This window comes from Meiothermus sp. Pnk-1, assembly GCF_003226535.1.
Classification (GTDB): domain Bacteria; phylum Deinococcota; class Deinococci; order Deinococcales; family Thermaceae; genus Allomeiothermus.
On sequence record NZ_QKOB01000014.1, the window covers coordinates 21,198 to 33,118 of the forward strand.

10 protein-coding genes are annotated in these 11,921 nt (G+C 64.2%); 6 read left to right on the forward strand and 4 right to left on the reverse strand.

The window, feature by feature from the left end; genetic code table 11:
• Window positions 1-8: 8 nt before the first annotated feature.
• From DNA98_RS14665 to DNA98_RS14680, 4 genes are read right to left on the reverse strand one after another with little or no spacing between them, the layout of a single operon-like run.
• Complete coding sequence (locus DNA98_RS14665) at window positions 9-968, reverse strand: alcohol dehydrogenase catalytic domain-containing protein (protein ID WP_110532041.1); 960 nt, start codon at window positions 966-968, stop codon at window positions 9-11.
• Complete coding sequence (locus tag DNA98_RS14670; protein ID WP_110532043.1) at window positions 965-2,461, reverse strand: tripartite tricarboxylate transporter permease; 1,497 nt, start codon at window positions 2,459-2,461, stop codon at window positions 965-967. Before DNA98_RS14670 ends, DNA98_RS14665 begins: the two co-directional genes overlap by 4 nt.
• Before the next feature lie 3 nt (window positions 2,462-2,464).
• Window positions 2,465-2,899 carry a tripartite tricarboxylate transporter TctB family protein gene (locus DNA98_RS14675; RefSeq protein ID WP_110532045.1) on the reverse strand — a complete coding sequence of 145 codons (435 nt, stop codon included), beginning with the start codon at window positions 2,897-2,899 and terminating at the stop codon, window positions 2,465-2,467.
• Between the two features lie 11 nt (window positions 2,900-2,910).
• Window positions 2,911-3,873 carry a tripartite tricarboxylate transporter substrate binding protein gene (locus tag DNA98_RS14680; RefSeq protein WP_110532047.1) on the reverse strand — a complete coding sequence of 321 codons (963 nt, stop codon included), beginning with the start codon at window positions 3,871-3,873 and terminating at the stop codon, window positions 2,911-2,913.
• Window positions 3,874-4,010: 137 nt separating this feature from the next.
• Here DNA98_RS14680 and DNA98_RS14685 point away from each other — a divergent pair, with 137 nt between their 5' ends.
• The 6 genes from DNA98_RS14685 (at window position 4,011) to DNA98_RS14715 (ending at window position 11,715) form a co-directional block, all read left to right on the forward strand.
• The gene (locus DNA98_RS14685) at window positions 4,011-4,661 is read left to right on the forward strand and encodes a GntR family transcriptional regulator (protein WP_110532049.1); all 651 of its coding nucleotides are present in this window, start codon (window positions 4,011-4,013) and stop codon (window positions 4,659-4,661) included.
• Between the two features lie 378 nt (window positions 4,662-5,039).
• On the forward strand, window positions 5,040-6,638 hold the full coding sequence (locus DNA98_RS14695; protein WP_233493235.1) for an amino acid permease: 1,599 nt from the start codon (window positions 5,040-5,042) through the stop codon (window positions 6,636-6,638).
• Complete coding sequence (locus DNA98_RS14700) at window positions 6,635-8,125, forward strand: PLP-dependent aminotransferase family protein (RefSeq protein WP_233493236.1); 1,491 nt, start codon at window positions 6,635-6,637, stop codon at window positions 8,123-8,125. The genes DNA98_RS14695 and DNA98_RS14700 overlap by 4 nt, the downstream gene beginning before the upstream one ends.
• Complete coding sequence (locus tag DNA98_RS14705; protein ID WP_110532053.1) at window positions 8,122-9,495, forward strand: glutamine synthetase family protein; 1,374 nt, start codon at window positions 8,122-8,124, stop codon at window positions 9,493-9,495. Before DNA98_RS14700 ends, DNA98_RS14705 begins: the two co-directional genes overlap by 4 nt.
• A 17-nt stretch (window positions 9,496-9,512) precedes the next feature.
• Complete coding sequence (locus DNA98_RS14710; RefSeq protein ID WP_110532055.1) at window positions 9,513-10,286, forward strand: glucose 1-dehydrogenase; 774 nt, start codon at window positions 9,513-9,515, stop codon at window positions 10,284-10,286.
• Between the two features lie 4 nt (window positions 10,287-10,290).
• Complete coding sequence (locus DNA98_RS14715) at window positions 10,291-11,715, forward strand: aldehyde dehydrogenase family protein (protein WP_110532057.1); 1,425 nt, start codon at window positions 10,291-10,293, stop codon at window positions 11,713-11,715.
• Window positions 11,716-11,921 lie beyond the last annotated feature (206 nt).

Consider the following 11,921-nt stretch of genomic DNA (forward strand, 5'->3'; position numbering starts at 1 on the left):
CTTCCTCCTTACCAAACCAATACCGCCTTGGCCTGGGGCAGCTGCCCTTCCAGCAGCTCCTGAAAAGTCTGCGGGCAGGCGCCAAACGGGCGTACCGCCGCCAGCGCGTCGGGTAGCTGGGCCACCAACCCCACCGCGCGGGAAAAGTCGTCGTGGGTGAAGACGTAAGCCCCCTTGAGGCTGATCTCCTGCAATACCACGCGCTGCAAAGGCAGGGCCGCCGAGGTGGCCTCGAGGCCCACCAGCACCACCACCCCCCCCGGCTCCACCGCGTCGACCGCCAGCTCCGCCGTTTTGGCGCTACCCACGCAGTCCAGCACTACCTCGAAGCTTCCCTCCGGAACCTCCAACACCTTTGGGGCGAAGCCGAAGCCCTCCAACCACTCCCGCCGCAGAGGGTTACGCTCGGCCACCTGGACTTGCGCTCCTCCCCGGTGCAACAGCCAGGCCACCAGGGTGCCGATGGCCCCCCCGCCCAGCACCAGCGCCCGGCGCCCCAGCACCGCGCCCGCCAGTTCCACCGCCCGCAGCGCCACCGCCAGCGGCTCGCATAAGGCTCCCTTCCAAAGGGGCAAGCCCTCGGGCAGCGGATAAAGCTGGGTTGGGGGCAGCCTTATCTGCTGGGCAAAGCCCCCAGGGTAGTGAAAACCCACGTTGGTGCGGTTCGCGCAGAGGTTGGAGAGTCCCCGGCGGCAAGGGTCGCACCGGCCGCAGGCCACCAACGGGTTTACCGTCACCGCCCGGCCCAGCCACTCCGGCGGGCCTTCCTGCACTGTGGCGGCGATCTCGTGCCCCAACACCAGCGGCGGGCGCCAGCGGGCCCGCATGGCGGGAGTGCCCTTGTAGACGCTGAGGTCGCTGCCGCAGATCCCGGCGGCCGCCACCCGGAGCAAAAGTCCAGGCCCTTCCGGCAGGGGGCGCTCTTCTAAGGCGAGACTCCCGTAGTCTTGCAGAACCCAGGCTTTCACTCCTCGTACCCCCCAACCAGGCTGGTCTGAGGCTTGGCGGCGGCTTCCCGACGGCGCAGGTATAGGAGGCTGAGCACCAATACCACGTCGACCAGCGCCAAGGCTGCGGCCAGAGGACGATCAAAGAAGGCCAGCAGGTCACCGTTGGCCTTGATCAGGCTCATGGTGACGTTCTGCTCCAAAAGCGGCCCCAGCACCAGACCCAGCACGATAGGCCCCAGGGTGAAGCCGCTCTTGCGGAGCAGGAAACCGAAAAGCCCCAGCACAGGCAGCAGGTAGAGGTCGTCGGGGTTGCGGTTGATGGCGTAGGCCCCCACGATGCACAGGCTCGTCACCGCACCCAGAAGGAGATAGCGAGGGATCTGGGTAATGCGGCTCACCAGCATCACCGCCAGGAAGCCCACCACGGGCCTGAATACCACGGCGCTCAAGAAGAAGGCCAGGTAGATCTGGAAGACCAGACCTAGCTGGTCCTTGAACAGCGCCGGGCCCGGGGTGATGCCGAGGGCCATAAACATGCCCAGCACCACGGTAGTCATGGTGTCCCCCGGGATACCCAGGGCGAGGGTAGGGATCCAGTCCCCGGCGATGGTGGAGTCGCTGCCCGCTGCCCCGGCGATCGTCACCTGTTCCGGTTTATGGTCCCGGCGTAACCGGGCAAAGTTGGCGCTCATCCAGGCCGCGGTGTCCGACCCCGCCCCCGGCATGAGGCCTATAAAAACGCCGATCAGGCTCGAGCGCAAAAGGAGCCAACGCTCCCGCAGCACCGCCCTGGGGGCCTCGAGGAAGAAGGTGCGCAAAAGTTGCCGGAAGCCGGAGCCCGCCTGGGCCCGGGCCCGCGCCTCTCGGGAGGAGAAAGCGTACAAGGCATAAAGCCCCTCGCTAACCCCAAAAAGAGCGATCAGCGCTACGATAAACTCTATGCCCCCCAGAAGGTAGGGGTTGTTGAAGGTGAAGCGAGGGGTGCCGAAGGAGGGATCCACCCCCACGGTGCCCAAGAGCATGCCAAAGGCGAACCCCAACACCCCCTTCAGCAAGGAAGCAGCCCCGAAGATACCGCTGATGACCCCCATCATCACCACCCAGGTGTTCTCCACCGAGGAGAAGAGCTTGGCCACCTGGGCAAGCCCCAAGGAACCCACCACCAAAAACAGGATGCTAATCAACCCCCCCACGGTGGCCGCCACGGTGGAAAGACCCAGGGCAAAGGCGGGGGAACGGGTCCGGCCCACCTCGTGGATCTCTTCGGTGTAGGCCGCCGAGGCCGGCGTGCCCGGAACCCGCACCATCACCGAACCGGCGTCCCCGGTGAAGATGGCCGTGGTGGTGAGGCCGATGACCGCGGCGCAGGCCTCGGCCGGGCTCAGGAAAATCAGGATGGGGAGGACCAAGACTAGGCTTAAGGTGGCCGGGATGCCCGGGAAGAGAACCCCCTTGAGGAGGCCGTAGACCACTCCCAGGAGCAGGGCAAAAAAAGCGTCAAGACCAAACACGCTTCACCTCACCTTGAGGAGTTCGGCAAAGACGAGCTGCACCAGCACACCCACCACCACGCCGAGGGAAAGGACCTCTGACCAGCGGGCCCCCAGCAGGGCCGCGGTCAACATGCTGTATACGACCGCGGTGAGGACTAAACCGAGCTTGGGAAGGAGCCAGGGCACCAGCCAAAGGGCCCCCCAGAGCAAACCCATCCGCCAAAATGAACCCATACTGGGCGCGCGTACGGGCCTAAATCCACCTTGCCGCCCGACGGCGGCGAGAAGGGCCAAGCCCCCTAGCACCAGGATCCCGGCCAGGATCCTGGGGAAGAAGGCCGGACCCGGGGTACCCCCCTGGCCCGGAGGGAGGTTCCCGCTCAGGTACCAAGCGGCGAGGCCAAGGAACACGGCGACAAGGGCTACGACGCCTTCCCAAACCCGTTGTTGTTGCATCCTCTCTCCCTTTAGAACTTAAGCCCCAGCTCTTGGGTGATCTGGTTCATGGTCTTCGCTCGCTCCTGGAGGAAGGCTAAGCTTTGTTTGCGGTCCAGGTGGTTGATGACCAGGTTGGCGTTCTGCATGAAGCGCACAAAATCTGGATCCTGAACCGCCTGGGCGAAGGCCTTGTCCAGCACGTCAATCACCGAAGGTAGCGTGTACTTCGGCGCGGCGGCCATCAAGAAAGAGGCGAACGTCCAATCCACCCCCACTTCTTTGAGGGTGGGCACCTCGGGAAAGCTGGGGAAGCGCTTATCGGTCATGAAGGCCAAGAAGCGGGCCTCGCCGGACTTGACCAACGCGCTGGCCTCGCCAATGGAGACGAAGGCCACGTTAATTCCCCCGGAAAGGAGTTCTTGCATCGCCGCCGCCGCCCCCTGGGTGGGCACCCAAGGAAGGGCTTCGTCCTTGAGGCCCAACTTCCACAGGAAACCCAGGCGCGCGAAGTCGTAAGAACCCCACTTGGCCGTACCGGAGGCCTTGTACTTCCCCGGGTTCTGCTTGAGGTCGGCGATGAACTCCTGAGCGCTTTTCCAGGGGGCATCCTTGCGTACGACGATGGCCACCGGGTTGAGCACCAGCAAGGAGACGGGCGCAAAGGCCGAAGCGTCGATTTTGGTCTGGGCGACCCAGGGGGGCAGGACCACTTCCAGGGTGATGATGCCGAGGGTGTAGCCGTCGGGTCGGCCCTGGGCGATGGCCCCGTGCCCGATTGCTCCCCCACCCCCGGTGCGGTTGACCACCTGCACCGGTTGGCCCAGGATCTTCTCCAGCACCGGCGCCAGGGCCCTGGCCGTGAGGTCCGTCGACCCCCCCGCCGACCAGGGCACGATCAGGGTAATGGGGCGCGCAGGGTACCTTTGCGCAATTCCAGTCGCCGCCGACAGCGCTACCCCCAGGACGGCCAGCAGAACAAACCACCTCTTCATCGCATTCCTCCTTGGCTTCGCTCACAGCAAGATCCAGCGGGAAAAGGACTTGGTTGTAAGAGAAGCAGGGTCAATATAACCGAAGTCCCGCTAAAGTTCAACTGGCATCTCAGAAGGATTTGAGATAGACTGTTCCTGTGACCGCCCTCGAGGCCCTCCCCCTGCGCGAGCAAGCCTATCAGCGCATCAAACAGCTCATTTTGGACGAGGAGATTCCGGTCAACAGCTTTCTCTCCGAGCGCACCCTGGCGGAGCAGCTGGGCATGAGCAAAACTCCGGTGCGCCTGGCCATCGCCCGCCTGGAAAACGAGGGCTACGTGCGGGTTTCCCCCCAGCAGGGTATCGTGGTCCTGGCGCTGACCTTGGAGGACATCCTAGACTACATCGACTACCGCCTGGCCCTGGAGAGCTTCGTGGTGCGCAGCCTCACCGGGGCGCTGAGTGATGAACAGGCGCGGGCTTTGGAGGAGCACCTGCTGGCCCAGGCCCAGGTCGTGCATGACCCCAAGAGCACCCGCCAGGCCCTGGTGGGTGCCGACATGGCCTTCCACAAGTTCCTGGCCTCCCTCAAGGGCAACCGCCAGATCGTGCAGGCCCTCGAGCGCCAGCAGGAGATGCTCTACCGCATCGCCATGCGCATCTTTCAAAAGCACCCAGGCCGCCGGGAGCAGAGCTTTGTCGAGCACCAGACCCTCGCCCGTCTCATCATCGAAGGCCAACGGCAAGCAGCCACAGAGCTTATCGAGCAGCACATCCTGCGCATCAAGTCGCTGTTGGTAGGAACATAAGGCCGTGGCTTTCGGCCTGGCCTCGAGGTCGTCCAGGACCGGCGCCGAGAGGCAGGGGGTGGCTGAACGGGTACTGCTGGACGCCTCGGCCCTACTTGCCTACCTCCACCGGGAGCCGGGATTTGAGGTCGTCCGCGCCGCCCTCCGCGAGGGGGCCGCGATCGGGGCGGTCAACCTCGCCGAGGTCCTGCCCTTTGACGAGGTCACCGCCGCGCCGGGGGATGCCGGTGCTGACCGCCGACCAGGTCTGGGCCGGGCTGGGTCAGTAACCAGACCCCTTGTCCTAGCTCAAACGGCGAAATTGTATCTATACAATCCGTCCCGCGCCCTCTATAGTGCCTAGCAACGCCACCAGCAAGCTGATGCGAAGGCATCCCCATGCCGTTTACCGCTGGCTTGCGGCTCAAGGAGGGACGGATGCGCCAGGACGAATCTTCAGCCCACCATGAGGACGTGAAGCGCCTGCACGAGTTGGGGTACGCCCAGGTCCTGCGCCGACAGATGAGGTCGTTTTCCAACTTCGCCGTCTCCTTCACCATCATCTCGGTGCTCTCGGGCTGCTTGACCCTGTTCGGCTACGGCATGAACACCGGCGGGCCGGTGGTGATGACCCTGGGCTGGCCGCTGGTGGGGCTGCTGGTGACCTTCGTGGGCCTGGCCATGGCCGAGGTGTGCTCGAGCTATCCGACTGCCGGCGGGCTGTACTTCTGGTCGGCCAAGCTGGCCCGCAAAAACCCCGCGGCCTGGAGTTGGTTCACCGGCTGGTTCAACCTGCTGGGCGAGGTGGCGGTGACGGCGGGGATTGACTTCGGGCTAGCCTATTCCATCGGGGCCTTGCTCTACTTGACCACCGGACTCAACCCCACCCCACCGGTCATCATCACCATCTACGGCCTGGTGTTACTGACCCACGCGCTGCTCAATACCTTGGGAATCCGCTTGGTGGCACTGCTCAACGACGTGAGCGTTTGGTGGCATGTGCTGGGAGTGGTCATCATCGTGGCCGCGGTGATGCTTGGAGCTCCCCGTTTGAACTCCCCCGAATGGGTATTTACCCACTTCGTCAACAACACTGGCTTCGCTTCGGGCTTATATGTGTTCCTGCTGGGCTTGCTCTTGGCCCAATACACCTTTACCGGCTACGACGCTTCGGCCCACATGGCCGAGGAAACGGTCAACGCCGCGGTGGCCGCTCCCCGCGGCATCGTCAACTCCATCCTGGTCTCCTTGGTAGCGGGCTGGGTCTTGCTGATCGGTCTGAACTTTGCCATCCAGGACTATAAAGCCGTGCTAGGCACCGCCACCGGGGTACCTCCGGTACAGATCTTTATCGACGCGGTGGGCAAAACCGGCGGGATACTGCTCCTGCTTATCGTAATCGGGGCACAGTTTTTCTGCGGTATGTCCAGCGTGACCGCCAACAGCCGTATGCTCTACGCCTTCTCCCGCGACGGGGCCGTGCCAGGAGCCCAGCTGTGGCACAAGATCAACCCCAAAACCCGCACCCCTACCAACTCCATCTGGTTTTGCGTGGTATTCTCCTTTATCCTGGGCCTTCCCTACCTCTGGAACGCCACCGCCTACGCCGCGGTGACCTCCATCGCGGTGATTGGCCTGTACATCGCCTACATCATCCCGGTCTATCTGCGGGTGCGGGCTGGCAATAGCTTCCAGCGCGGACCCTGGCACCTGGGACGTTGGAGCTTGATAGTGGGCTGGATCGCGGTGGTCTGGGTGGCCTTTATCTCGGTGTTGTTCTGCTTGCCCCAGGTCAGCCCCATCACCTGGAGCACCTTCAATTATGCCCCTGTAGCGGTGGCGGTGGTGCTGGCTTTTTCGGGAGGGTGGTGGTTGCTCTCGGCCCGTCGCTGGTTTAAGGGGCCCAAGGTGCAGGGCACTCCCGAGGAACTCGCGGCTATAGAGCGCGAGCTCGAGAATCTGGGCAAGGCCGCCCCGGCAAGCTCGAGTACGGATTGAGCGCAGGACTGGCGATGCTCGAGCCCAAATCCCGCCCCGATCTAAAGCTCAACCGGCGCCACCCCCAGGCCCTGTATCGGCAGATCGCCGAGCAGATCAAGACCCGCATCGCCAGCGGAGAGCTGCCCGGAGGAGCCCGCTTGCCGCCCATCCGTACGCTGGCCGCCGAGCTTGGGGTCACCCGCTTGACGGTACAAAACGCCTACCGCGAGCTCCAAGCCGAAGGTCTGGTAGAGGCCACGGTAGGGCGGGGAACCTTTGTAGGAGCAGAAACCCACCCCTCGCTGTTGCACTTGCACCTGGGCGAGCGGCTTACCCCGATGGGAGTCCTCCACGACGTACACAAGGTGCAGCAGGTACGCGGAGTGCGCAACCTGGCCCTGGCCAGCCCGGATCCTCACCTTTTCCCGACCGAGGAGTTCTGGGCGAGCCTGGAAGCATTGCACCCTCAGGGCAGCGAGGTATTTCAGTATGGGCCGGTGATCGGCGACCCGCACCTGCGCCTGGCCATCTCCGGGATGTTGGCGCAGCGGGGCCTGGAAGTGTCGGCCGAAGAGGTGCTGATCACGGTGGGAGGATTGCAGGGGCTGGCCCTGACCGCCCGGATGCTCTGTCAGCCAGGGGACGAGGTCATCATCGAACAACCTACCTATCTGGGCTTCCTCAACATCCTCCACACCCTGAAGCTGCGCCCGCTCCCGGTGCCGCTGGACGAGGAAGGCCCCTCCCTGCGCCACCTCGAGGCCCTGCTGAAAAAACACCGGCCACGCTTTTACTACACCCTACCCAACTTCCACAACCCCACCGGAATGTGCTTCACCCCCGAACGGCGCCAAGCGCTGGTGGATCTGGCCGTCCGCTATGGCCTGACGCTGGTGGAGGACGATACCTATGCCCACCTGGCCTACGATATGCCCCCGCCACTGCCGCTCCGGGCGCTGGACCGCTCCCACGTGCTCTATCTCTCCAGCTTCTCCAAGGTGCTGATGCCGGGGCTGCGAATCGGCTTTGTGCTGGCACCGCCCAGGCTGCTGGAGGGATTGCTGGCCCTGCACAGCGCCTCGGACATCTGCGGCCCACCGCTACTTTTGCAGCGGGCCACGGCCCGGTTTATCCAACAGGGGAGCCTCGAGCGCCACCTGCGCAAGGTGGTGCCCGTCTACCGCGAGCGCCGGGATGTCTTGCTCGATGCGCTCCGGGCCCATATGCCCGGGGCAGTACGGTGGACTCGGCCCAAGGGGGGCTTCTCCTGCTGGCTGAGCCTACCGGCCTATTTCCCTCCAGGAGCGCTATACCAGGCGGCTTTGCGCCGGGGAGTGGCGATCACCCCGGGAGAGGCCTTTCTGACCCAAACCCAGCACTTCACCCATGTGCGGCTATGTTTTGGCTACCAGGGCCTCGAGGCGCTACGCGAGGGAGTAGCCCAGCTTGGCCAGTTGCTACACGAACAGTCCGCCCGGCTTACCCAGATAACGGAGGTACCATGAGTCAGCCACCCAAAGCCCAAGGTCTGCTCAGCCTCGAGGCCCTGGCCCAGCAGGTGCAAGCGGGAGCCATTGACACCGTGATCGCCGCGTTTCCCGATCACTACGGCCGCCTGCTGGGCAAGCGCTTCGATGCCGAGTACTTCCTCGAGGAGGTAGGCGAGCACGGCACCCACGGCTGCGACTACCTGCTCACCACCGATATGGAGATGAATCCGGTGCCGGGATACCGCTTCGCCAGCTGGGAGCTGGGGTATGGCGACTTTCACCTGGTGCCCGACCTCTCCACCTTGCGCCTGGCGAGCTGGCTGGAGAAGAGCGCCATCGTCCTGTGCGATCTCGAGCGCGAATCCGAAGGGGCGGTCCGGGTAGCCCCTCGCGCCTTGCTCAAGGAGCAGGCGGGGCGGATGGCAGAGTTGGGTTACCAAGCTCTGGCCGCCTCCGAGCTGGAGTACTACCTCTTCACCACCCCGTATCGGGAAGCCCAGGCCCAGGGGTATCGGGGGCTCGAGCCCGCCGGATGGTACATCGAGGACTATCACCTGCTGCAGGGCAGCCGGGTTGAAGAGTACACCGGCGCGGTACGCCGCCACCTCAAGCTCTCGGGAATCCCGGTGGAGAACTCCAAGGGAGAGTGGGGGCTGGGCCAGCACGAGATCAACGTGCGCTACGCCGAGGTGCTGGAGATGGCCGACCGCCACGTGCTGTACAAGCAGTGCATGAAGGAGATTGCCGACCAGATGGGGCTTTCGGTGACCTTCATGGCCAAATTCGCCAACGGCCAGGCCGGCTCCAGCAGCCACCTGCACCTGAGCCTCTGGCGGGATGGACAAAACGCCTTCGCCGGGCAGGGGGCCGAGGGCTCAGCAGTGTTTCGCTGGTTTCTAGCCGGTTGGATCGCCCACGCCGAAGAGTTCATGCCCTTCTATGCCCCTACCGTCAACTCCTACAAGCGCTACGAGGATGGCTCCTGGGCCCCCACCCGCCTGGCCTGGAGCCTCGACAACCGCACCGCCGGTTTCCGGGTGGTGGGCCGGGGCCAGAGCCTGCGCATCGAGTGCCGCCTTCCCGGGGCCGACTGCAACCCTTACCTGGCCTTCACCGCAGCCCTGGCTTCCGGCCTGGACGGTATCCGTCAGCGCCTCGAGCCCCCTTCTGCCTTCCGCGGAGACATCTACGCGGCCCAACACCTGCCGCGGGTTCCTTACACCCTGGGGGAAGCCTGCCAGCGCTTTGCCCAAAGCCCGTTTGTGCGCGAGATGTTGGGCGCTGAGGTACAGGAGCACTACGCGCACTTTTTTCACAGCGAATGGCAGGCTTACCACCGAGCCGTGAGCGACTGGGAGCGGCAACGTTACTTCGAGCGTATCTAAAGCGAAAGGAGAGCTTTATGCGACTGCGTGACAAAGTGGCCCTGATCACCGGGGTAGGCAGCGGCATTGGCCGCGCATCGGCCCTGCTGTTCGCCCGGGAGGGGGCCAAGATAGTGGGGGTGGATCTCAACCCGGAAACCGGGGAAAGAGCCTGCCAGGAGATCCGCGAGTCCGGAGGGCAGGCCCTCTTCGTCCAGGCCGATGTCTCCCGGGCCCCTGACGCCGAGCGCATGGTCAAGGCTGCCGAGGAGCGCTTTGGCCGACTGGATATCCTGTTCAACAACGCCGGAATCTCCCATGCCCAAGACGACGACGCCGTTCATACCGCCGAGGAGGTGTGGGATCTGACCTTCCAGGTCAACGTCAAGGGCGTGTTCTTAGGATGCAAGTATGGCATTCCCGCGTTGCGGCGGGCGGGAGGGGGCTCGGTGATCAACACCGCTTCCTTTGTGGCCCTGTTGGGCGCCGCCACTCCGCAGCTGGCCTATACCGCCAGCAAGGGAGCCGTGCTGGCGATGAGCCGAGAGCTGGCGGTGATCCACGCCCGCGAGGGCATCCGGGTCAATGCTCTGTGCCCCGGCCCCTTAGAGACCGAGCTGCTGATGAAGTACCTCGACACCCCAGAAAAGCGCCAGCGGCGCTTGGTACACATCCCCATGGGCCGCTTTGGCCAGGCTAAGGAGATTGCCCAAGCCGCGCTTTATCTGGCCTCCGATGAGTCCTCCTTCGTTACCGGCAGCACTTTCTTGGTTGACGGCGGCATCACCGCCGCATACGTAACCCCGGAGTGACGCTGTGGCCGAGATCCAGCTGACCATCACCCCCGTAGACGGCAGCGTGTATGTGGAGCGCCCCCTGGCCACACCAGCAGAGGTCGAACGCCGCCTCGAGGTCGCAGTCCAAGCCCAGCGCCGCTGGCGCAGCGTCCCCTTGAGCGAACGGGCCGAAATCTGCAGCCGCATGGTGGAGTCCCTGACCCGCCGGGCCGACCACCTGGCCCTCGAGCTCACCTGGCAGATGGGCCGCCCGGTGCGCTACACCCCTAAAGAGATCCTGGGGGGCTTTGCCGAGCGGGCTCGCTACATGATCGCCGCCGCTCATACCGCCCTAGCCGACCTACCCGCTGAGCCCAGAGAGGGCTTTGTGCGTTTTATCCGGCGGGAACCTTTGGGGGTGGTGCTGGTGCTGGCTCCCTGGAACTACCCTTACCTGACCTCGGTCAACACGGTGATCCCCGCCATCATGGCCGGCAACAGCGTGGTGCTCAAACACTCCGCCCAGACCCCCCTGGTGGCCGAGCGCTACGCGGAGGCTTTTGCCGAGGCCGGCTTACCCGAGGGAGTGTTCCAGTACCTTCACCTGAGCCATCCGCAAGTAGCCCAGCTGATCGCCGATCCGCGCATCGCCTTCGTGGCTTTCACCGGATCGGTGGAAGGAGGTAGGGCTGTGCAACAAGCCGCCAGCCACCGCTTTATCGGGCTGGGCCTCGAGCTCGGCGGCAAGGACCCCGCTTACGTGCGGGCCGATGCCGACTTGAGCTTCAGCCTGGAAAACCTGGTGGACGGCGCCATGTTCAACTCTGGGCAAAGCTGCTGTGGGGTCAAGCGCATCTATGTCCATCACAGCCGCTTCGAAGAGTTCGTGGAGGGCTTCGTAGCCCTCACCTTACAGTATCGCCTGGGCAATCCCCTCGAGCCCGAAACTACCTTAGGACCTCTGGTGCGCAGCAGCGCCGCTGAAGCTATCCGGGCGCAGGTAGCCGAAGCCGTGAGCCAGGGCGCCCAGGCCCTCATCGATCCTAGAAAATTCCCCGCCGACGCGCCGGGCACGCCTTATCTGGCTCCCCAGGTGCTAATCCGGGTGAACCACCGTATGCGGATTATGCGCGAGGAGACCTTCGGCCCCGTAGTCGGGATCATGCCGGTACAGGGGGACCAGGAAGCCCTAAAGCTGATGAACGACTCTCCTTACGGGCTCACTGCCTCGATCTGGAGCCGAGACCTCGAGGCTGCGCTGCGCCTGGGGGAGCAGCTCGAGACCGGAACCTGCTTCCAGAACCGCTGTGACTATCTGGATCCGGCTCTGGCCTGGACTGGGGTGAAGGATTCCGGAAAGGGATGCACCCTCTCGGTGGTCGGCTATGAGCAGCTAACCCGACCCAAGTCATTCCACATGCGTGCCCTTCGCTCTAAGTACCTCACGGAAGGCTTCTCCCCTTAGTGTTGGAGACCCCCCCCTCGGATGAAACACGGTTACTCAAGCTGGTGGGCATTACCTCTGAGGAGTGAGTCAGAGATATCGCGGGCAAATACTGGCCCCCCACCTTGGGCGGAGACGTAACGGCGCGGCTCAATACTATTCCTGCGGCTATGGTAGCCCACCAGCTAGGTACGCCGCTGGTGGTGATGCCCATCAACTACCGCGAC

Excerpts from the sequence above, each read along its gene's own strand:
- DNA98_RS14675 (WP_110532045.1), bottom strand. The coding sequence starts at position 2,899 with ATGCAACAACAACGGGTTTGGGAAGGCGTCGTAGCCCTTGTCGCCGTG.
- DNA98_RS14680 (WP_110532047.1), bottom strand. The coding sequence starts at position 3,873 with ATGAAGAGGTGGTTTGTTCTGCTGGCCGTCCTGGGGGTAGCGCTGTCG.
- DNA98_RS14695 (WP_233493235.1), top strand. The coding sequence starts at position 5,040 with ATGCCGTTTACCGCTGGCTTGCGGCTCAAGGAGGGACGGATGCGCCAG.
- DNA98_RS14705 (WP_110532053.1), top strand. The coding sequence starts at position 8,122 with ATGAGTCAGCCACCCAAAGCCCAAGGTCTGCTCAGCCTCGAGGCCCTG.
- DNA98_RS14710 (WP_110532055.1), top strand. The coding sequence starts at position 9,513 with ATGCGACTGCGTGACAAAGTGGCCCTGATCACCGGGGTAGGCAGCGGC.